Raw genomic sequence first — 22,371 nt, forward strand, 5'->3', positions numbered from 1 at the left:
ATGAGTAACATAGTATATAAAGATAATAATTTGGTTGAAGCATCGTATTCACTAAATCTATCTGAGCAAAGGCTAATATTAATTGCGATCATTGCTGCTCGAGAAATTGAGAAAGAACTTACTTCTGATACTATACTTACGATTCATGCTTCTGAATACATGAAACAGTTTAATTTAGGACGTCAAGCATCTTATGAAGCGTTACAATCTGCATGTGATAATCTTTTTGAACGGCATTTGAATTATAAAGCAGTAGATCCTATAACTGGAAAAATAGGAATATACAAAAGTAGGTGGGTTTCAAAAGTTGGTTATGTTAAGGAAGAGGGATGCGTCCAACTAATTTTTGCACCAGATATTATCCCCTTATTTGTAAAACTTGAAGAAAAGTTCACAAGATATGAACTTAAACAAATCTCACCACTTACAAGCATTTATGCTATTCGCCTGTATGAGTTACTCATACGTTGGAGATCAACTGGTAAGTTATATATTTCTATAGATGAGCTTAGATCAAAACTCGGATTGATAGAAGATGAATATAAAAAGATGGGAGACTTTAAAAAAAGGGTTCTTACCGTAGCTTTAAATCAAATTAACAAATTTACGGATATTACTGTTTCTTATATACAAAAAAAGGAGGGAAGAAATATTTCAGAATTACATTTCATGTTTGAAGAAAAAGAACAAAATAAAACGAGTACAAGTGCTCCTTTAGAGCCAACTTATAAATTGACAGCTAAGCAATGTATATTCTTTGCTAAAAAGCTATGTGATATTACTAACTATCCAAAATTTGGTAATGATTTCGCACATCGTGGAGAGACTCTAGAAGACTTTCAGGAAAGGATATCAAGTGATCTTCTTGATAGCGATAATGTTAGAAAGTATTTTTCTTATTTGTTAGAAGTTGGTTATGCTCCTAAATACAAGAAGTAACCCTTTAGTTAATTGTCACTTTAAACAAAAGACCACGCCCTCTGGTAATCCTCCCATAAATAACCGAAGTTAAAAGTAGAGGTTAAGCAGCCATTAGAGGTGGCTTTCCTTTGTTAGCTTGATGTGGTCTTTCATGGTTGTAATGCCACAACCAGTTTGTTGCATAATCTTGTACTTCATCCAAAGTATCAAATAAATGCTTGCTCAGCCAACTATAACGTATGGTCCGATTATAGCGTTCAATATACGCATTCTGCTGTGGCTTACCCGGTTGAATATATTCAATACGAATACCGTGCTCAGTAGCCCAGCGCACAAATTCGTGACTGATAAATTCGGGACCATTATCGCATCGGATCACTAACGGTTTTTCTCTCCACTCCAGCAATTGATTCAACGTACGAATAACCCTGATTGTGGGCAATGAGAACCCTGCTTCAATGGCTAGGCCTTCGCGGCGGTAATCATCAATCACATTCAATAATCGAAACTTGCGACCATCGGAAAGCTGATCATGCATAAAATCTAATGACCAAACCTGATTTTCTCGGATTGGTTCTTTCAATGGTTCAGGCGCATGCCGTTTTAGTCTTCTTCTCGGTTTAATACGCAGATTCAGTGCCAACTCACAGTAAATGCGGTAAACCCGCTTGTGATTCCAGCAGCAACTCTCAACATGCCGTAAATACGAGAAGCACAAACCAAAGCCCCAATCGGAATTTTCCTCAGTGAGTTCAATGAGCTGTTCAGCAATGAGTGCATTGTCATCGCTGAGATTGGCTTGATAGCGGTAGCAGGTTTCACTAATGCCAAATGCTTTACAAGCCAAACGAATACTAATGGCATGCTGGGCAACTGCCTGTTGTGCCATCTTACGCCGGCAAGATGGCTTTACCCTTGCGCAGCAGTGCTGCTCATTGCCATCGCTTCCTGGATGATTTCGGCCTTTAATCGCTCTTCCGCATACATCTTTTTAAGTCTGGTATTTTCGGCTTCTAGCTCTTTCAGTCGAGCCATTAATGATGTATCCATACCACCATATTTGGCACGCCATTTATAAAAGGTAGCATTACTCATGCCGTGTTCACGGCAAAGGGTCGCTACAGGTGTGCCAGATTCTGCCTGTTTCAAGATGGACATGATCTGACTGTCAGTAAATTTAGATGTTTTCATGCAGAATCTCCTGCTCGTATCTTAAGAGAAAATTCTACTTTTAGATCCTATTTTTTTTAGGGGGGATTACCCTCTCATACTAAGTTTTTAATTAAGATTGCTTTCATGTGATTTTAATATGAATTAGCATAAGTTACATAACTTATGCTGGTTAAGTAACCACCTATCCTGCCTTTATAATTTATTGCTGCAGTTCTCATCATCATTGGAATAAGTGGACAGATTCCTGACACGGAATACTATAACTGAGGTCACCTAAATAGGATGCATAAATTATGTAAGTTACGCCACTTAAATAAGTTAAGGCGCTAAAGCGATAAAAGCTACATGATGGTCAGTACTGAGCACTGGCGATCTAAGTCAATGCTGCAGTTCTCATCATCATTGGAATAAGTGGACAAATTCCTGACATGGAAATTGCAGCGAGATTGGCTAAAGTTACTGCGCTGATTATCAGCCGAGATGTCGTTATTGATTATGCCTTATACGGAACTCCAGAGTTAGCCCTCGTTGCGAACAACAAAGCCAGAAATCCTGCAGTTCCGCGGACGCTGATAAGTAGACAGATTCCTGACACGGAATACTATAACTTACATCACTTAAATAGGATGCATAAGTTATGCAAGTTACGCCACTTAAATAAGTTAAGGCGCTAAAGCGATAAAAGCTACATGATGGTCAGTACTGAGCACTGGCGATCTAAGTCAATGCTGCAGTTCTCATCATCATTGGAATAAGTGGACAAATTCCTGACATGGAAATTGCAGCGAGATTGGCTAAAGTTACTGCGCTGATTATCAGCCGAGATGTCGTTATTGATTATGCCTTATACGGAACTCCAGAGTTAGCCCTCGTTGCGAACAACAAAGCCAGAAATCCTGCAGTTCCGCGGACGCTGATAAGTAGACAGATTCCTGACACGGAATACTATAACTTACATCACTTAAATAGGATGCATAAGTTATGCAAGTTACGCCACTTAAATAAGTTAAGGCGCTAAAGCGATAAAAGCTACATGATGGCCAGTACTGAGCACTGGCGATCTAAGTCAATGCTGCAGTTCTCATCATCATTGGAATAAGTGGACAAATTCCTGACATGGAAATTGCAGCGAGATTGGCTAAAGTTACTGCACTGATTATCAGTCGAGATGTCGTTATTGATTATGCCTTATACGGAACTCCAGAATTAGCCCTCGTTGCGAACAACAAAGCAGAAATCCTGCAGTTCCGCGGACGCTGATAAGTAGACAGATTCCTGACACGGAATACTATAACTTACATCACTTAAATAGGATGCATAAGTTGTGTAAGTTACGCCACTTAAATAAGTTAAGGCGCTAAAGCGATAAAAGCTACATGATGGTCAGTACTGAGCACTGGCGATCTAAGTCAATGCTGCAGTTCTCATCATCATTGGAATAAGTGGACAAATTCCTGACATGGAAATTGCAGCGAGATTGGCTAAAGTTACTGCGCTGATTATCAGCCGAGATGTCGTTATTGATTATGCCTTATACGGAACTCCAGAGTTAGCCCTCGTTGCGAACAACAAAGCCAGAAATCCTGCAGTTCCGCGGACGCTGATAAGTAGACAGATTCCTGACACGGAATACTATAACTTACATCACTTAAATAGGATGCATAAGTTATGCAAGTTACGCCACTTAAATAAGTTAAGGCGCTAAAGCGATAAAAGCTACATGATGGCCAGTACTGAGCACTGGCGATCTAAGTCAATGCTGCAGTTCTCATCATCATTGGAATAAGTGGACAAATTCCTGACATGGAAATTGCAGCGAGATTGGCTAAAGTTACTGCACTGATTATCAGTCGAGATGTCGTTATTGATTATGCCTTATACGGAACTCCAGAATTAGCCCTCGTTGCGAACAACAAAGCAGAAATCCTGCAGTTCCGCGGACGCTGATAAGTAGACAGATTCCTGACACGGAATACTATAACTTACATCACTTAAATAGGATGCATAAGTTGTGTAAGTTACGCCACTTAAATAAGTTAAGGCGCTAAAGCGATAAAAGCTACATGATGGTCAGTACTGAGCACTGGCGATCTAAGTCAATGCTGCAGTTCTCATCATCATTGGAATAAGTGGACAAATTCCTGACATGGAAATTGCAGCGAGATTGGCTAAAGTTACTGCGCTGATTATCAGCCGAGATGTCGTTATTGATTATGCCTTATACGGAACTCCAGAGTTAGCCCTCGTTGCGAACAACAAAGCCAGAAATCCTGCAGTTCCGCGGACGCTGATAAGTAGACAGATTCCTGACACGGAATACTATAACTTACATCACTTAAATAGGATGCATAAGTTATGCAAGTTACGCCACTTAAATAAGTTAAGGCGCTAAAGCGATAAAAGCTACATGATGGCCAGTACTGAGCACTGGCGATCTAAGTCAATGCTGCAGTTCTCATCATCATTGGAATAAGTGGACAAATTCCTGACATGGAAATTGCAGCGAGATTGGCTAAAGTTACTGCACTGATTATCAGTCGAGATGTCGTTATTGATTATGCCTTATACGGAACTCCAGAATTAGCCCTCGTTGCGAACAACAAAGCAGAAATCCTGCAGTTCCGCGGACGCTGATAAGTAGACAGATTCCTGACACGGAATACTATAACTTACATCACTTAAATAGGATGCATAAGTTATGCAAGTTACGCCACTTAAATAAGTTAAGGCGCTAAAGCGATAAAAGCTACATGATGGCCAGTACTGAGCACTGGCGATCTAAGTCAATGCTGCAGTTCTCATCATCATTGGAATAAGTGGACAAATTCCTGACATGGAAATTGCAGCGAGATTGGCTAAAGTTACTGCGCTGATTATCAGCCGAGATGTCGTTATTGATTATGCCTTATACGGAACTCCAGAGTTAGCCCTCGTTGCGAACAACAAAGCAGAAATCCTGCAGTTCCGCGGACGCTGATAAGTAGACAGATTCCTGACACGGAATACTATAACTGAGGTCACCTAAATAGGATGCATAAATTATGTAAGTTACGCCACTTAAATAAGTTAAGGCGCTAAAGCGATAAAAGCTACATGATGGTCAGTACTGAGCACTGGCGATCTAAGTCAATGCTGCAGTTCTCATCATCATTGGAATAAGTGGACAAATTCCTGACATGGAAATTGCAGCGAGATTGGCTAAAGTTACTGCGCTGATTATCAGCCGAGATGTCGTTATTGATTATGCCTTATACGGAACTCCAGAGTTAGCCCTCGTTGCGAACAACAAAGCCAGAAATCCTGCAGTTCCGCGGACGCTGATAAGTAGACAGATTCCTGACACGGAATACTATAACTTACATCACTTAAATAGGATGCATAAGTTATGCAAGTTACGCCACTTAAATAAGTTAAGGCGCTAAAGCGATAAAAGCTACATGATGGTCAGTACTGAGCACTGGCGATCTAAGTCAATGCTGCAGTTCTCATCATCATTGGAATAAGTGGACAAATTCCTGACATGGAATACTATAACTGAGGTCACTTAAATGGGATGCATAAGTTATGTAAGTTACGCCACTTAAATAAGTTGAGGTGCTAAAGCGATAAAAGTGGCACTGTTGGAAATATAGATTTAAGTCGATGATTTTTCCTTTAAAAAAAGTACTTAAAGACGGCTTTGTTGCACAAAGCTGTTTGTAAGGTCTGATTCAGCAATATAATTTCCGAATGAAGAAGCCAGCAACTAAAATCTACCGTACAACGAATTGGTCCGCATATAAACTCAGTGCGAGAAACTTTCAGAGCCAAGTGAATGAGATAACACTAAATATAAAAAAAATGGAAGAATAATTTACTAAGTTATTGTTTTTAAGTTGATCCTTGTTTTATATGTGGGTGATAATAACTTCTGATTACTAGTTTTTACCTTAAATATACCGATTGAAAGATTCATTTAAAGGCTATGAATACATGAGTTTTACAGTTTGGCTAGGTCAGCATGAGTACTTTTCACAAGATTTAAGATCGACCATGAACGTGATTAAGTTATAGGGGATTGATGAAATAGTTTTTATGAATTTCTGGCTTTCTGGGCTGATTTTATCAAATTCATGTCTATGCAAAATTGCGACATATTTCTCGTGCTGGTAGTTATCCAGAGTTTGGTCTGCATCTATCCATAGTGCAGACCTTTTTTTGGTGACAGTTTTTTCTTAGTGATTTTCGATCTGGATGTAGTGATTTCACGTTTGCAGAATATATCTTGGCGGTGATCCATCTAATATTCGTGATTATAAAGAGAGCTAATTCACAGGTTCTACAGATTATGTAGCGACTAACTATATCAAAGTCTATTTGCAGTTGATGGTTGGCGCTTAGTTTATATTTACGCTTAGGTTTCAGTTAAAAAATCAATATTCTGTTGAATCCGTGATTGAATCATCTGTAGGGTAGATTCTCGAATTTGATGGGGATACAGGCGCTGCGCAATTTGACTAAATTGAAGTGCAATTTCACGCATGGTCAAGATGATCTCATCGACTTCTAGAGTAGTCAGATTAGCTTCTGAAGTACCGAGTTTATGTATGTCATTTCGGGAAATATTGAGCGCTTCTCCCATAATGTCCATTTGATGATAACCACCTGGACCCTCGCAGAAGGTCACATCATAGGCTGGAGCCAATTTCCATTGACCATTTTTCTCCATGAGAAATGAAAAGTTCTTAGTATGGTCATCCCGATTATTGAAAAGCACATTAAACACAGCACGTTTAAAAGCATGCAATCTTTCTCGTACATCTTGCGTACACATCAAGGTTGCCCGGAGAAAATTGCGATAGTCTAGGCTACCTGGAACTTTATAGTCTGCTCCTGTATATGCAGCCAAACTCTGCATTGGAATCCGCATACCATTTTGACGATCGAATCGTTTAGAAGCAAAAGCCGTTAAACCATTGGGCAAATTAAAGAAATGGGTATCTGGAGTCTCAATTGCACAAAGTCGCAAACATTCTGCATAGACGGCTTCAATGGCGCAGACTTCAGGATGCTCTTGCTGAGCAGGAAACTTAATCAGCCAGGCTTCATGTTGATCAGAATCTTGAGTCGAAAACTCTAAATTGACAGGATCTCGGTAAACCAACGCTTTTGGTCTGGCACCTTGAGGGGAGCCACCCATGACCAATAAATGCTGTAGAAATTCACCACCTTCACCTTTGAGTACTTCTTGAACTTCCTGGGCTAGTTGTTGTAAAGGGATATTTTCTGAGGTTTGCATGTCAGCAACACAAGGTTCAAAGGAGAGGGCACCCATTGCGTGACTACTAATATAGGTCAGACGCTCCAAAGGTCCAATTCGTGCTGAATTTAAGCCAATTTTTTTGAAATATCGATCCATCAACATCATGCCCCAACCATCTGGTAAAGCGTCATAGACTGGACCTGGGAGTCCCATTTGATGAGTAGGAAAACCTTGTCTGAATGGTAGACCTTTTAAAGGCAGCAAGTAAGAAGAGAGCTCAACACCTTGCTGTATTGCTTCTGGACTATATTCAAAAGCAATGGTGGGTCTACCTGTCGTGGCTGTTGAACTAATCAGCGTTCCCCATAACCATGATTCGCCCCAACCGTTGTAATAAACATTAAGTCTATTGAGCATTATCCCTTCCTCTTAATACGGTGGCGCTTACTTTGACTCTCATAGCGAAGAATGTCATTCACACTGTTAAGCTGAGGTTTAAATAGTTCCTGAAGTTCGTTTAATCGACCCAAGACCATTGCAATACGGACTAAATTTTCAACAGATACATTTCGTCCCGCTTCAAGATTCGAAACTGTATTCACGCCGACACCAGCGCGTGCTGCTACCTCAGCTTGAGACATCTCCAGAAAGAGTCGTTGCTTACGTAAACGCTCACCTAAAAGAGTCACAACTTCTTCTGGTTTAGTGAAATATAAATCCATTAAATTGGGTCTTAAGAATGAATAATTTAATTAAATCACAAAATAATGGAATTAATCTATAGCTATAGTGTGGCTAAGGAGGGCTTTGTTGCACAGCACATCAGAAGGGTAGGTATAGTCCTTGGGTATCGGTTACAGAAAATCATCAGGATGTACTTTGACTGATTGTTGATACGGAGATTTCAGTATTTTCATTTTTCCTAATAGGTCACATTACTTAGAAAGGGTTCTTCGAAAATTAGTTCATACTTTAAAAATCCTATAAATATTGAGGATATTTTCTTAATGCTTTCAATATAGCATGCGGCTATATGTAACTCGAACGGGCTTAATCTGCCTTTCAGTATAAATTTTTTGGGCGTGAGAGGGGAGAGGTGTGAGGGCAAGCAATTTATATCGTGGATACTTCTAAATTACTTATGTAATAGAAGGTGGTAAACATGGATTTAGAGGTAATAACACTAAATATAAAAAAATTGGAAGAATAATTTATTAAATTATTGTTTTTATGTGGTTATTGGTGATGTTATGAATAATAATAACTTTTTTCTTGATGAATTTTACCTAAAAAAATTGATCAGATAATTTTCTTTAAATGTCATGCATACATAAATTTGACAGTTTGAAGGGATCGGTATGTGCATTTTTCACAAGGTTAAAGATCGACCATAAATGTGATAAACGGCAGAGGATCATTGAAAAATGAATGGATTTAAACACTACATGTATGCACGAAAAAAAGTATCGCTGCGGTTCTGCTGACAGGCTGTATTGAGCATTGAATGCAAATGATGTAGTAATTGTCTACAGGCTATAGGACCAGCATGAAGAAGAATGAAATGTAGTTGCCAATTTATAACCTTGGTTGAAAAGCATAGCATTGTTATTCGGAGAAGTGAGGTAAGCCATCCTTCTCTTATTCATTTAAAATGATTCTTACTCAACTGATCTCGACTCATGGGCTGGTTCCAATTAGACGGATAATAACTTCCATCCCCTATCTTTTTCTTACCACATTTCTTGCATTTAATCCCTTCTTTGGAGATTTGATTCAGCATCACTGTTGTCGGTTGAATCAAATCAATGACATAGTTCGTTGGTTCAGGAAAAGCAGAAGAGGCTGCTTTATTGCAAAAGAGAACATTCGGATCAAATGGATTGGATTGCACAAAAGCCATGATACAGCCACAGAGTAATTCACCTGCATGTAATCTGTAACATCCATTCAGGTCATCAGACGAAGATTAATCTGAAATTTAAGCACTAAACGCCATAAATCTATGTATGGGCAGACTTTTTTGAGACATATGTTGATAAACATGCGGCAAGTTACATTGCTTAAAAGTCTATCTAAGTTAACGATCTATTCAATTCTGGATAAGTAATCTGAATATTACGATCCTAAATTACCCGAAGAGTATTAAGATTTCTAAGAATCGTGATTGTTGGTTTATTTGGGAAATTAATCAGTGGATTGAAGCAAAGATGATGGCTCATTAAGGATTGTGGGCTTCGACTACTTAAATTTTAGGTATTTTGAATAAAGCATATTTCAAAAATCTTAATTAATGGATTTAAATTACCATAAAAACCTTCAATATTGGCTTGAATCCATTGTTGTTGAGAGTCAATGCGAGACCAATCAATACCATAACCACAATGAGCAATCAGATGCTCAAAGAAAATCCGTTGTGTACGTCCATTACCTTCACGGAATGGGTGTATGACATTAAGCTCACAATACAAGTCGGCAAGTTGAGGAATCAGTTGTTGTGGTGCTAAGCCTTGAAAGTATTTTTTTTCTTGAAGCGGTTTGAGTAGTTTATTGGTTTCAATTTCAATACGGGAAAAATTACAAAAACGGGTGTCACCTTTGGAAATATCGATTTGTCTTAACTTTCCTGCCCAGTCGTATAAGTCGCCAAAAAGCTGTGAATGAATTGATTTTAAGTATTTTAAGTCGTAGGGTGGTTCAGCATATTCAATTAGGCTGCTCGCCAATCCAGAGAGTTCCAGTTCGGCTTGCTCTAAAATATGTTCATCGCGGATATTGAGTTTGTTCTTTAGGGTGTTTGTGCCAGGGTAACAATATAGGCTATCACCCATTTCCCCATATTTATCCATACATGCACCTGACTAAGATTCGGGTTGCGAATATTTCTTATATTTTTGCAAGATTTCAGCTTTACTCTGTTGAGTTATTTGAGCTGTCGTTGTAATGCCTTCAAGCTTTAGGCTGGCTTGATAGTTTTGCACGCGTGTCGCTTGAATATATTTTTTTTTCTGTTCAGTGGTTCTGAGCATTTCTAAACTCCATTGATGCTATACGTGAAATAAGTATAGCAGAGAATCATTTGATCAATGCCTTGCACCTAATATTTCAAAATAGAAAGCAACAGTATTATTTCATGTAATAACAGAAAACTAAAAAAAAGTGGAAGAATTCTTAAAATTTAGACCACCCATGATAAGTAAACCATATGTATTTGTTGATAATTGTAATTTTGAGAAAATTTAGTTGATAAATTAAATGAATTTTAATATACAAAGATATGCTCATTTTTTATATCGATAAAAATGTTAAAATTTGACTATTTAGTAAAAAATATAGAGATATTTATGGGGCAATTTATCATGCCCTTTTGCTTTGAGCGACAAAATGTTCAATTTAAGATAGTAAAAATTAACTCAGAACTACTGAAAATCAAAAAGATTAAACAGAGCCAGAAAGTAGTAGTACAAGCAAAGTTCAAAATAATCTATGTGAAAATTTGGCAAAAAATATTGCTATTAATGCAAACGGAGCCATGCTTACGTGTACATTCTAATTATGTTGCAATCTTACAGTTGATACATAATCTTGATGATTTTATCGAAAAATCACAGCAACACTTGTGCTTTGAGAGAAAAGCTCAGAAAGAGCTGGATGCTAAATTTTTTGCTAGATTTTTTAAGCTGACAAAGAGTTCAATAAAAGATCAACTTTTACCAAATTGTTCAGATCGTAATGAATTTAACCAATGCAATTTGATAAAAAATTAAGCGAAAGCGAATATGCCAAAGATTGAAACAGAAGAGCAATTCTTAGATTTAGCAGAAAAATTCCAAAAAGATTATTGTTTATTACGCAATCATGTTGTGAATACACAATTTGTCGATCTATCAGATGATTTACGTGAAAAAGCCCATGCGCTATATGAGAAGGCGCAACAGATATACGGCTATATATCTAGTACGAGGCAAATTGGTAATTATTATTTGCTAGCTTGTTTAAGTTATTTTGCATCTCCTGATACTAGTAATACTCAAGAGCTGTCGTCTCAACGTTATCTGATTCTGCAAGCAAGTTTTTTAACTTATCGACATTACCAAGATTTTTCAAAAATTCCTAAAGGTGAGAATAAGAAAAAACAGGTCTGTGATCTCTTGCGTTATGTATCACGATATGTGCTGCATTCTAATCATGCTGAATTATTTGAAGAATGCAGTAAGCTATTAAATCGTTATGTCATGTACGAACGTAGCTTGAAAAACGAGGATCGTAATCAACTTTTTAATATTAATGATTTTCAAGAAATAAAAGTAATTGAATATTTATCGGCACTATTGATCATATTTATACGACTAGATGATCGTAGTGTTGTTCTTCGTCAACGTAAGTCAAAAGAACGGAAAGCTTTACAATGGCCAACTAAAAACGAAGTCAGAATATTTCGTGAAATAAAATCAGGTAAGCAAGAAGATGTCGGATATAACGCAAAAATCAGTTTTCATGATGCCGCTCTTCACAAAGATGAAGATGGTGAAATTGAGCTTGCAGACGCTGAAGTAGAGTTATATTCAGAAGATGAAAAGACTAAACAATTTAATCATATAATTAGTGATTATGTTGCGCATTACACGCGTCATCGCCAACGCCGGCATGCTCCATTTATTACAAATCCTCATTATTTAGCGCCGGACGTACTGAAGCAAGTTGTATATGTACTAAGAGCCGAATTATTTGGAAACTGGAAAGATGCTGCAATAGCTGCTGCATGTTTATTATCACTGTTGACAGGATTATCACCCGTTGCACTGATGAATTTTAACGAGCTTATTCAAGATGGAATTTTGATCCAAAAAGGTTCACGAAAACGACGGGAATATTTACTCAATTTAGATTTAAAAATTTCAGAGCAGAAAATACAGCGTCTTAATCATGTGCGATGGAATGAAGAGATGTCGCATCAACTACATCTACCTGCGGCATGGTTTGACTACATCGAGCAAGGAGATAATCCATCTATATCTTCAGCTTATATTAATACCAAGCTTAAGAATTGGCTTGATAATCGGTTTGTAGGTTCGATCACTGTAGAAAAACTGCAGGCTCAATTATATTTTCATATATATTATGAAACATATAATGAATATCTTGCTCATGTAATTGCTGGGCGGGATAGTCAGCATCACATGCCTGGTATCTATTATGGCGGGCTACCGAAAACTCAACTCAGTAGCACATATCTAGCCTTTTTAGAAAAAGCACTTACACCACATTCCACACATTTTACTGAAGACACGGCTGAACTAAAAATATTGCAACAACAATTCAAAGTGCAATCTGCATTATCTATAGGAAGGATAGGGAGCCAACTGGCACTTGAACCCAATTTTGTGAAAGAGCAATTCCATATTTTACATAGACATTGTCACGAAAACATCCAAGAAGATAAGCACATTATTAATCAACTTAATGCATATGCGTGTTGGATGTGGCATATCAGTTTGTTGAGTTTGGCAAGTCGGCCTAAAAAAAACCTGTTGGGGAATTTGGATGATTATTGTGTTGAGCTCAAGCTTTTATATGTGAATGATAAGAAAAATAGTAAGGCAAGAAAGGATGGTCGCTTTATCCCATTATCTGATTTTTTCATCAAAGCATTGCAAAATTACACTACTTTTTTAGAACAAATTATTGAAGCATACGGTTTATTTTTTAGACAAGTCTTTGTAAAGAAGAAAATTACTATAAATGATCTTTTTGGAATGGTCCTAGTTAGTAACGAGAGCCTTCCGATGACTGTCAAAGAGTGGCAGAGTAAAAAAATTAAGTTAATCCCGTTATCAAGGAGCTGGGTAAATGCCTATATGCGAGAGATTTTTCCCAGAAATATGTATTCAAATTGGTTACGCCATTTTGATATGAATTTTTTGATGCATGAGCAGCAAGAGGGTAAACCAGCATTAGCTTTTCACTTAATTCAGGCCCTGTATGGTCATGACCAACGTGACCGAGAGGCTTTTCATCCGCATTCTTCACTTATCCCGAATGTCTATGTACAGCAAGCCCGCCAGCAATTGCAAGATAATGTCAAATCTTTATCGATTAAACACTTAGAGCGAAAATAGTTGTATGCAAAAAATCAAAGAACTAATAAAACCACAACTAGATGATCTATTTGTTGATATTCATAAAATGGTGAAAAAGTCGCTAGATAGACAGCCTTCTCCACCTGAAGTATTGACGAAAGAAATGCAGCAAAAACTTGATCAGCAGATCGCTGAAAAATGGCATGACATTAAAGATAGTGTTGATTGTTTGAGTCAAAAGTTGAGCCGAGACGAACAATCAAAACTGATGCAATTTACTGAAGATGAATTTAATAAAAGAAGGAAGCAATTCAACCAGAATGTAGATAAAAAATCATACAGAATTAAGCTAAATCCACATACTAAACGGATCGTACTGCCTAGAAAAATTGAGAGTACAGAGTCACGGTTAGAACAGGGGCATCTACATATCCATGTACTTAAGGAATTAAGGCAGTATTGGCAAGATTCATTTGAATATTGGAATGAACCAAAGTACTTATGGGGAAATTTATGCTTAAGTTTTATATATATTTCAGGCTGTGCAGATGAACAGCATTTGATTGCTATTCAGAAGCAATTGCAGGAGGCCATTGAGCTTGGTACAGATCTGAATTGTTTTCGGTTATACCATTCGGACTACAAAAAAATCACTAATCCATTGTTACTACATTATCGTGTTGAAAACTCTCAATATGGCAACGATGTAGAACAGGGAAAGTTGTACCAATGGAAACATGTTTTTTTTAACCCATATGCGCAGTTCATTTTGCAATATTTAAAAAAGTTGAAAGCTACTCAGAAAGAATTTTGTCTGCAACATTCAGTTGAAGATTGTATTTTAGAAAGCTTGAGTAAGATAGGCAGGAAAAAAAGTCTTGGGGATCTGCAATATCAAATTAAACGCCGTGGATTTCGTGCATTTAATGATGTGCAAATGGTACTCGAATTTAATCCAAACCTCAGCATAGATATATTTTTGAGTAATGTGCTTCAGCAAGAGATTAATACTGTTGCTTTAAGGCCATCCGAATTTAGATTGCTGTGGAATAATGATTACAATCAAGTCACAGAACCAGATAATCGCCCTATTCATTTTGAACAAGAGCAGTTACTTCCTGAAGTTCCGACTGTTCAAAGCAAATTACAAACGATTCCGTATGAGTTGATGTTGTTTGGTCAAAAGAAACGTAAAGGTCAAAAAGTTGAGCGTTTAGATAAAAAGAGGAATAAAGAAGAACGCACGCTACGTTTTTGGCAAGAAACTAGAAGGGTGTTAGAGGAGAAGATAGTTGATGCTAATACGGAGGAAAAGTCTTTAATTGATGCTCAACTACGCTTAATTCACTGGTTAATGCATTTAAAAAAACGAGGGCTTCAATTATCAACTATTGAAAGCTACTTAGGATCGTTTGGCAAAGAATTTATATTTGAGATTTGGCTCAATAAATTAGATTTAAAGCAACAATCCATAGATGACTATGAGGATTTATATCGGCAGCTATTGAAATACAGCAGTGAACGTGATGAAAAAGCAGTTCAACGAGATTCGGTGAAAGGAAAAACCTCTCGTAAGATGCACCAAAGCGCAGAATACCGTTTTGGTCGCCTAAAAGATTTTCATCAATTCTGTATAGAGAATTATGATGCTCCAGGGGTATTGGTGTTACAGAATTCAAGTTTTAAGCATTTACAAATTTGCAATGCACGGCTAGTGAGTCCTTTGCTATTTGGCAAATTATTGGAAAAACTAGAAAATTTAAGTCAAGAGCCAACGGCATCAGAGTGGGTCGATCATCTGAGTTGTTTAAAGCTGATGTATTTACTAAGTTATAGAACTGGACTTCGATTAAATGAAGTTCGTTGTCTTAAAATACAAGATATTATTTGCCCAGAGCTACTTTATAAAGAAAAAGAAAATACAGTTTTTAATAATATCACGCTTCATATCCAAGACAATTCATATCGCCGTCTGAAAACGCGAAGTGCGAATCGTCAAATACCATTGAAAATTGCATTGTCAGAACATGAGTTTTTAGTAGTACAACGTTACATACAACATCGTTATGAGCAATATTTGGTTAATCAGCAGGATGATCAACTTTTTAGTGTGAATCATCGTGTATTAACTGATCAATGTATCAGCAAAATTACAGTAGATTTGTTTAGTCAAATATTAGGTATGCATCATGGCTTTAGTTTTCATACATTACGCCACAGTGCTGCTAACTATCTAGCAATAACTTTGCTCGGTTCAAAAGAAATGATCAAGACCTACACAGATTGTCCTTGGGTAAAAGCAAAAAAGATGAGGGATTTATTGTTTGGTATGAAAGCACGTGCTCAAGAAGAGATTATTCAACATAAATGGCAGGTGCTCGCCTCTTGGATGGGGCATAGCAGTATTGAGCAAACGGCTTCAAATTACCTTCATGTTTTGGATTTATTAGCAGTCGATCGAATTTATAATTCGCCGTGTATCATTTCAAAAAAAGTATTAGAACAGTGTTTTGGTCCAGTGAAGTCAAGTACAGAGTACATAAACTTAAATCGTTATACTCAGCAGCAGAAATGGTTTGATTCTTATCATCAGCAAACACAGCCATTCACAATGGTTGGCCAACAAGAGAAGAAGTTTAGTATCGAGAATAGTACTCTGACACCTTATCAACGTTTGATAAATTTTAGAGATGCCCGTAGCAAAGATCCCCAAGCTCAAGTATGGCTGCAGCGATGTCAATTGATGTGCACTAAATGGATGAGCCCCCAAAAATTTAACTTAAAAGTTGAAAATATTGAGGGAGAGATTATAGATGAAGGTTGGTTTGAGGATCTTCACAATAAAGCCAGGAAATTGTCTCGTTCTAATGAACGCAATACCTTCCTTGATTTGTACGATCAAGAAGAGAATAGGCCTGACATATATCAAAGAAAGAACAAGATTGATGCTCTAAAAATATTATTACACTTTGGTAAGTTACGTAAGAATTTTTTGCATTTTGTATGTCGAGATCAAGACGATGAGCAACGAATTAGAAGTTTTATTGCTGGAATGAAGCCAATATTAGGAGAAGAGCTAAATTTAGGTATACAAAATTATCCAGTTAATATGAATGCACCTGAGCGAAGAGTTCAATTCAGTTTTCAAAGAATAGACTCTAATAAAAATGTGACAGTTCTGGTTTTATTTAATCTAATGTTAAAAATCATGCAGGAAGATGAGCTTTGGATTAAATAGCCTAAGCTAACTAAAAGGTATTGTTTAAAAATTTCTTTGGTCATAAGTAAACGGCTTTTTTGCTCAAGCCTATACCTTAAGTCTACCGTACAACGAATTGGTGCTCTTACAATAAATCCTTGATCAATCGAGGAAACATATCGATAGGGTAAGCTCAACCACAAGATAAACAGGGATCAAATTAAGCTTATTCTGAGGCAGCTTGGGCAAATTTAATCTTCAAATCTTTGGGCAACAAAGCCGAGCGTTACCGAAATCGAGGTAAAAGACTGCGTATGGGATTTCTTTTAATTGTTGGAATTTACAATATAGAATTGAGAAAGAAATGATTTGTGTAAGAGAACTATTGTTATTCGTATAATTTTAAAACAAGATATCAACTATTTAAAATTGTGATTTTAGCATTTTAAGCATGCCATTAATTCGGTTTGATTAAATTGCAAAGGGGATAATAATGCTAGAAGATGAAAATAACCAACAACTTGATCCAAAATATTCATTGCAGGTTGATTGTGCTTCAGCTTTGAATTTTGTTTTACAGCAAAATTCAGTTCCTCTGATTCGACAAATCCTAATCTCTTCAACTGAAACGATTTCTGGTTCTCGAATCGTTATTCGTTCTAATCCTGATTATTTCAAAGAACACACTATCAATATTGCGAACTTGGAAGGCAATCAATTCTTGGCTCTTGATAAGCCAAAATTAGTTTTTGATATCAAACTATTGCAGGAGTTACCTGAGAATCTTAAAGGCAGTATTGAAATCCTTTGGTTGAATGAAAAGGAAGAGATACTGGCAGAGCAGCGGGCAGAGATTGATTTATTAACCATTGATACTTGGGGTGGGGAACGCCAACCCATAGAATTATTGGCGAGTTTTTCACAACCCAATGCTTCAGCACTCAGCCCAATTTTGGTTAAGGCCAGTGAAATTTTAAAAGCAAAAGAACTAGGTTCATTAAGTGGTTATCAAGAGCGAGATAGAGATTCTGTGCTATCTCAACTGAATGCCTTATGGGAGTCTTTATTACAACAAGATATTCATTATATTGTTAACCCAGCAAGCTTTGTTAAATCGGGCCAAAGAATACGTTTGGCAAAGCAGATTTTTGACGAGAAGTTAGCATGTTGTTTAGACACGACAATACTTTTAAGTGCCTTGGCTGAACAAATAGGCTTAGATACTTTACTTATTATTGAAGAAGGACATTCGTATCTTGGGGTTTGGTTAAATGAGACGCCAAATGTTGACTTGATCATTGATGATATTCAAGCATTAAGAAAGCGTTATGATTTGGGTGAAGTTGTTTTTATAGAAACAACGCTGCTCACACAACAAGTAAAGTTTGCATCCGCACTTGAAACAGCAAAACAGTACATTAAAGATGAATCCCGCCAGCATAAGTTCTATCTTGCGATTGATGTTCGCCAGTCCCGGTTGCGTGGCATTAAACCAATTTCCTCATATCAGGATAAGAAAAATCATCTGGATGAAACAGAAATTGAATGGGCGCCTGCATCTATTCCTGTATATGATGTTGAACGTCCTGTAGAAAGTAAAGCCACGCGGGTTGACCGCTGGTTGCGCCGTTTGCTTGATCTAAGTCTCCGTAACAAGCTCTTAAACTTTAAGGACAATCGTTACAGCATACCCTTACAATGTTCTGAGTTAACACTGGGGAAACTTGAAGATGCATTGGCGAACCAAGAGGGTTTCTTATTTAAGGGGATTGATAGCATCTCGCTAAAAGATGTCCAGCGTGACAATGAAAGCCAACATATCAATCAATATGTTGATGATAGCCTGTCCAGAAAACTATTGTTTAGTCCACTTGATACACCCTTACTGGAAAAGCGCCTAATTGAGGTTTACCGTGCCTCACGTACTGCTTTAGAAGAGGGAGGAGCGAATACACTATTTCTTGCTATTGGCTTTCTGGAATGGAAAGAGTCAGAGCGTTCAAAACGCACTTTTAAAGCGCCACTACTACTTATTCCTGTGCAGATCACCCGCGAGACCGCTAAAACAGGTTATCGCCTGTATATGTATGATGATGAGCCTCGCTTTAATTCAACTTTATTACAATTATTAAGACAGGATTTTGAACTAGATATTTCGGGTTTAAACCCTTTGCCGGCAGATGATTCTGGGATAGATGTTAACCAAGTCTTACATATTGTGCGTAAGGCTATTGTGAATATACCAGGATGGGAAGTTAAAGCTGAGGCTGCCATTGGTCAGTTCTCATTTTCAAAATATTTAATGTGGCTTGATTTGTCTACACGAATGGATCAACTTAAAAATCAATCTGTAGTAAATCATCTGATTGAATCACCACGAGAACCATTCATTAAACAGGATGATTTTCCGCAACCCGCTCAACTAGACCAACGATATCAACCTCAACAATTTTTTACACCGTTATCATCTGACTCGTCACAGTTAGCAGCAGTTATGTCCGCCGCATTAGGACGTACTTTTGTACTTTCTGGCCCTCCTGGGACAGGTAAGTCCCAGACCATTACAAATATGATTTCACAGTGTCTAGCAGATGGTAAATCTGTGTTGTTCGTTTCTGAAAAGATGGCAGCTTTAGAGGTTGTCTATCGTCGTTTGACACAGATTGGCTTGAGTGAGTTGTGCTTGCAGTTACATTCTTCCAAAGCGCAGAAAATGCAGGTTTTGGATCAACTGCGGGAAAGAGCACAGAAGAACAATGACCCATATTTTCTAAGTGCTCAGCTAAAGACAACAGAATGGCAAAAGTTGTCGGACAAATTAATCCAGTCTCGTGATGAACTGAATCAGCATGTAAATAATCTCCATACCGTACATGCGATCGGTTGGAGTCTGTATGCCGCAATGAGTGATGAACTTTGTTATCGGGATACACCACATCTACGTTTTCCTGAGATTGAAATTTCAACACTAACATCAGAAAAGCGTGAGTTGCTGAATAAGACGGTGACACAAGCAGTAAGCTTGCGTCAGCTAGTAAATGAAAATGCTAAAGACGTATTGGATGGATTTGCGGAGGGCTTGTCCGAACCTATCTGGAATCTGGCATGGCAGGAGCAATATCAACTATTACAGGACCAACTTGTAGGTCAGATACAACAATTACAAAAGTCTATTTCTGCTTGGCAACAGGTTTTTGGATTCAGTGAAAAGCAGAATCTGAGTCAGGTTAATCAGGATGTTGCGATTTTTAAAGCAATATCTAATCTGGTTCAGCAAACAGACTTAAAACTCTTAAATGCGATTAAAGATATCGATTTAAAAACCATTACCCAGACAAAACACTTAACGCAAGATCTTAAGCAACAGCGTTCTTCATTAGTAGGGAAATACCAATCTCAAATTTATCAAGCAGATTTAAGTCAAATTGGCTTTAAATGGCGTGAAGCAGAATCAAAAATGTTCCCATTTTCATGGTTTGCTAAATTCCAGCTGAGAAACTTAGTCAAAACTTATCAAGACTCAACTCAACGCCCAACAGCTTTGGCAGTTGCCCATGACTTACCAATCTTGCAGCATATCCAAAGCCAACAATTACAATTTACTGAATGTGAAAAACTGTTAGCGAGTAAGCTTGGTTCTTATTGGCAGGGTGAAGATAGCGCATGGCAAAGTTTTGAAGCTATTCACAATCAGTGGCAAGAAATTAAGCAGATAGTTGCGTTGTCAATTACTGATCAAGCAACTTTATTAAAAGCTGTAGAGTTTAGTAAAAATCATACTTTGGATGAGCTGACACAGAATATCGCTCAGGTGGAGAATACGTTTAGGCAATTGCTGAATGATCATGTCCTGAAGAGTGATACTGCGATTACCTCATATTCAGATATTGATTTTAATAAAATTATCGAAAGACAACAGCAGTTGCAGCAACACAGTTCATCTTGGAGACATTGGTTAAATTGGCAGGCTATAAAGAGCCAGTTGATTCAACATGGGTTAAAACCATTGGCATTTGAGCTTTTGAATGCCCCATTGAATGTGGATGATGCCCTAAAACGCCTGAATATTAATTTAGCGAGACACTGGATTACGCATCAATTTAGTCAGCATCCAGAGTTAAACCAATTTAACAGCCAACAACATGAACAGAAAATAATGTCCTTTGCCCAGCAGGATAAAGAACACCAACTTTCTGCAAGTCAGGAAATTATTCACCGTTGGAATAATATTTTTATAGAACAAAACCACTACAAAGGGCAATGGACTGTTCTTAACAAAGAGTTGGGTAAGAAACGCCGTCATATTCCTGTACGAGAGTTGATGCGTCAAATTCCTGATGTTTTAGTTGGCTTGAAACCATGTTTATTAATGAGTCCATTATCAGTTGCCCAATATCTGGACACAGAAGCAAAATTTGATGTAGTAATTTTTGATGAAGCATCACAGATTCCTGTATGGGATGCAATTGGTGCATTAGCGAGAGGTAAACAGTCAATCGTGGTGGGTGACAATAAACAAATGCCACCAACCAGTTTCTTCGGTAAAGGCGATTCTGAAGAAGAGGTTGATGAGGAGGTGACTGAAGATCTGGAGAGTATTTTGGATGAATGTCTTGCTGCTCAGTTACCAGAATTAGCTTTGAATTGGCATTACCGTAGTCGTTATGAAAGTCTCATTCAATTTAGTAATCAGAAATACTACAAAGGTGGTTTATTTACTTTCCCTGCACCTGTTGCTAAGGATACAGCTGTAAAACTACATGTGGTTGAGGGTGTATACGACAAAGGTGATACACGTACCAATAGTAATGAAGCAAAGGCAATTGTTGAATTTATTATTCAGCATTTACAGTCACAGTTAGGGCAAGAGAATCCTTTGACTTTAGGTGTGGTCACTTTCAATATGACTCAGCAGAAGTTGATTGAAGATTTGCTGGATAATGAATTGGCTAATCACCCTGAGTTAGAGACATTGAGTAAGTCAGGCATTGAACCTTTATTTGTTAAGAATTTAGAAAATGTGCAAGGAGATGAACGTGATATTATCGTTTTCTCAATTACTTACGCAGAAGACCGTGATGGTCGATTATCTATGAACTTTGGCGCGCTTAATCGTCAAGGTGGTCAGCGCCGTCTAAATGTAGCAATTACTCGCGCTCGTCAAGGATTACATGTTTTCTCTGCTTTGAGTCCTGAAGAAATTAATTTGGCACGCACTAATAGTGAGGGTGTAAGGGATTTAAAAGACTTCTTAGTTTTTGCTCGTAGTGGTCAGTTGCATTTAAATTATGCTGACCAAAGTAAACAGCAGGCTAAAAAAGAATTCCTACAGTACCTACAAACTAAGTTGCAAGAACAAGGCTGGAGTGTGGACCTTGGTATAGGTCAGGGAGATAGTTGTGTAGATATAGCAATTAAGGATAATTTGAATTCAGGTAGTTATCTTGCAGGTATTATAGTAGATGGTGAAAACTACGCTAAAGCAGCTACAGCAAGAGACCGTGATCAGCTCAGACCAACAGTATTAAATGGGTTAGGCTGGCAGGTATTATCAGTGTGGACAGTTGATTGGTGGCTGGATCCAGAGCAGAACTTAGCTAAATTGGTAAAAGAATTGGATGAGATCAAAATTAATCAACAGGTTGCTTAAATTGTCTGAAACCTTAGGGATGAAAAGCATGCTTTAAATCAACTCATTGACTTGGGTTGCATGGTCCATGCGAGTCGTAAATTCTATGAACTATATGTGACGGGGAAAA

Annotated in this window: 14 protein-coding genes and 1 pseudogene; 9 read left to right on the plus strand and 6 right to left on the minus strand. The window is 37.6% G+C overall.

What is annotated here, in order from left to right:
* Positions 1 to 939, plus strand: a complete 939-nt coding sequence (gene repM / locus CDG55_RS00160; RefSeq protein WP_002046604.1) for a replication initiation protein RepM — start codon at positions 1 to 3, stop codon at positions 937 to 939.
* 82 nt (positions 940 to 1,021) lie between these two features.
* On the opposite strand, the pseudogene CDG55_RS00165 reads toward repM, so the two are convergent.
* Positions 1,022 to 2,112: pseudogene (locus CDG55_RS00165) on the minus strand (IS3 family transposase).
* A gap of 1,098 nt (positions 2,113 to 3,210) precedes the next feature.
* On the opposite strand from CDG55_RS00165, the gene CDG55_RS15400 reads away from it, so the two are divergent.
* The 4 genes from CDG55_RS15400 (at position 3,211) to CDG55_RS15415 (ending at position 5,071) form a co-directional block, all read left to right on the plus strand.
* Positions 3,211 to 3,354 carry a hypothetical protein gene (locus tag CDG55_RS15400; RefSeq protein ID WP_153565456.1) on the plus strand — a complete coding sequence of 48 codons (144 nt, stop codon included), beginning with the start codon at positions 3,211 to 3,213 and terminating at the stop codon, positions 3,352 to 3,354.
* Positions 3,355 to 3,897: 543 nt separating this feature from the next.
* On the plus strand, positions 3,898 to 4,041 hold the full coding sequence (locus CDG55_RS15405; RefSeq protein ID WP_153565456.1) for a hypothetical protein: 144 nt from the start codon (positions 3,898 to 3,900) through the stop codon (positions 4,039 to 4,041).
* A gap of 543 nt (positions 4,042 to 4,584) precedes the next feature.
* Positions 4,585 to 4,728, plus strand: coding sequence for a hypothetical protein (locus CDG55_RS15410; RefSeq protein ID WP_153565456.1), 144 nt, complete (start codon positions 4,585 to 4,587; stop codon positions 4,726 to 4,728).
* A gap of 199 nt (positions 4,729 to 4,927) precedes the next feature.
* On the plus strand, positions 4,928 to 5,071 hold the full coding sequence (locus CDG55_RS15415) for a hypothetical protein (RefSeq protein WP_153565456.1): 144 nt from the start codon (positions 4,928 to 4,930) through the stop codon (positions 5,069 to 5,071).
* Positions 5,072 to 6,487: 1,416 nt separating this feature from the next.
* On the opposite strand, the gene CDG55_RS00170 is transcribed toward CDG55_RS15415, so the two are convergent.
* From CDG55_RS00170 to CDG55_RS00190, 5 genes are all read right to left on the minus strand, one after another.
* A complete protein-coding gene (locus CDG55_RS00170; RefSeq protein WP_000934717.1) occupies positions 6,488 to 7,753 on the minus strand; it encodes a type II toxin-antitoxin system HipA family toxin in 1,266 nt (421 codons plus the stop codon).
* Positions 7,753 to 8,058 carry a helix-turn-helix domain-containing protein gene (locus tag CDG55_RS00175; RefSeq protein WP_000366814.1) on the minus strand — a complete coding sequence of 102 codons (306 nt, stop codon included), beginning with the start codon at positions 8,056 to 8,058 and terminating at the stop codon, positions 7,753 to 7,755. Before CDG55_RS00175 ends, CDG55_RS00170 begins: the two co-directional genes overlap by 1 nt.
* A 920-nt stretch (positions 8,059 to 8,978) precedes the next feature.
* A complete protein-coding gene (locus CDG55_RS00180; protein WP_004726728.1) occupies positions 8,979 to 9,236 on the minus strand; it encodes a hypothetical protein in 258 nt (85 codons plus the stop codon).
* A 349-nt stretch (positions 9,237 to 9,585) separates the two neighbouring features.
* Positions 9,586 to 10,182 carry a putative adenosine monophosphate-protein transferase Fic gene (locus CDG55_RS00185; RefSeq protein ID WP_046267492.1) on the minus strand — a complete coding sequence of 199 codons (597 nt, stop codon included), beginning with the start codon at positions 10,180 to 10,182 and terminating at the stop codon, positions 9,586 to 9,588.
* 12 nt (positions 10,183 to 10,194) lie between these two features.
* Positions 10,195 to 10,362: a YhfG family protein gene (locus tag CDG55_RS00190; protein WP_087537545.1), complete on the minus strand. Its 168-nt coding sequence runs from the start codon at positions 10,360 to 10,362 to the stop codon at positions 10,195 to 10,197.
* A 273-nt stretch (positions 10,363 to 10,635) separates the two neighbouring features.
* Here CDG55_RS00190 and CDG55_RS00195 point away from each other — a divergent pair, with 273 nt between their 5' ends.
* The 4 genes from CDG55_RS00195 (at position 10,636) to CDG55_RS00215 (ending at position 22,262) form a co-directional block, all read left to right on the plus strand.
* Positions 10,636 to 11,100 (plus strand): hypothetical protein, encoded by a 465-nt coding sequence (locus CDG55_RS00195; RefSeq protein WP_000911011.1) that lies wholly within the window; start codon positions 10,636 to 10,638, stop codon positions 11,098 to 11,100.
* Between the two features lie 12 nt (positions 11,101 to 11,112).
* Positions 11,113 to 13,452, plus strand: a complete 2,340-nt coding sequence (locus CDG55_RS00200; RefSeq protein ID WP_111313890.1) for a hypothetical protein — start codon at positions 11,113 to 11,115, stop codon at positions 13,450 to 13,452.
* Positions 13,453 to 13,456: 4 nt separating this feature from the next.
* Positions 13,457 to 16,651, plus strand: coding sequence for a site-specific integrase (locus CDG55_RS00205; RefSeq protein WP_074163991.1), 3,195 nt, complete (start codon positions 13,457 to 13,459; stop codon positions 16,649 to 16,651).
* A gap of 454 nt (positions 16,652 to 17,105) precedes the next feature.
* Positions 17,106 to 22,262: a DUF4011 domain-containing protein gene (locus CDG55_RS00215; protein ID WP_039047814.1), complete on the plus strand. Its 5,157-nt coding sequence runs from the start codon at positions 17,106 to 17,108 to the stop codon at positions 22,260 to 22,262.
* Positions 22,263 to 22,371 lie beyond the last annotated feature (109 nt).

The organism is Acinetobacter sp. WCHA45 (assembly GCF_002165255.2).
Classification (GTDB): domain Bacteria; phylum Pseudomonadota; class Gammaproteobacteria; order Pseudomonadales; family Moraxellaceae; genus Acinetobacter.

Coding starts and splice junctions, on each gene's coding strand:
- repM (WP_002046604.1), top strand. CDS start 1: ATGAGTAACATAGTATATAAAGATAATAATTTGGTTGAAGCATCGTAT.
- CDG55_RS15400 (WP_153565456.1), top strand. CDS start 3,211: ATGGAAATTGCAGCGAGATTGGCTAAAGTTACTGCACTGATTATCAGT.
- CDG55_RS15405 (WP_153565456.1), top strand. CDS start 3,898: ATGGAAATTGCAGCGAGATTGGCTAAAGTTACTGCACTGATTATCAGT.
- CDG55_RS15410 (WP_153565456.1), top strand. CDS start 4,585: ATGGAAATTGCAGCGAGATTGGCTAAAGTTACTGCACTGATTATCAGT.
- CDG55_RS15415 (WP_153565456.1), top strand. CDS start 4,928: ATGGAAATTGCAGCGAGATTGGCTAAAGTTACTGCGCTGATTATCAGC.
- CDG55_RS00170 (WP_000934717.1), bottom strand. CDS start 7,753: ATGCTCAATAGACTTAATGTTTATTACAACGGTTGGGGCGAATCATGG.
- CDG55_RS00175 (WP_000366814.1), bottom strand. CDS start 8,058: ATGGATTTATATTTCACTAAACCAGAAGAAGTTGTGACTCTTTTAGGT.
- CDG55_RS00180 (WP_004726728.1), bottom strand. CDS start 9,236: ATGGCTTTTGTGCAATCCAATCCATTTGATCCGAATGTTCTCTTTTGC.
- CDG55_RS00185 (WP_046267492.1), bottom strand. CDS start 10,182: ATGGATAAATATGGGGAAATGGGTGATAGCCTATATTGTTACCCTGGC.
- CDG55_RS00190 (WP_087537545.1), bottom strand. CDS start 10,362: ATGCTCAGAACCACTGAACAGAAAAAAAAATATATTCAAGCGACACGC.
- CDG55_RS00195 (WP_000911011.1), top strand. CDS start 10,636: ATGTTAAAATTTGACTATTTAGTAAAAAATATAGAGATATTTATGGGG.
- CDG55_RS00200 (WP_111313890.1), top strand. CDS start 11,113: ATGCCAAAGATTGAAACAGAAGAGCAATTCTTAGATTTAGCAGAAAAA.
- CDG55_RS00205 (WP_074163991.1), top strand. CDS start 13,457: ATGCAAAAAATCAAAGAACTAATAAAACCACAACTAGATGATCTATTT.
- CDG55_RS00215 (WP_039047814.1), top strand. CDS start 17,106: ATGCTAGAAGATGAAAATAACCAACAACTTGATCCAAAATATTCATTG.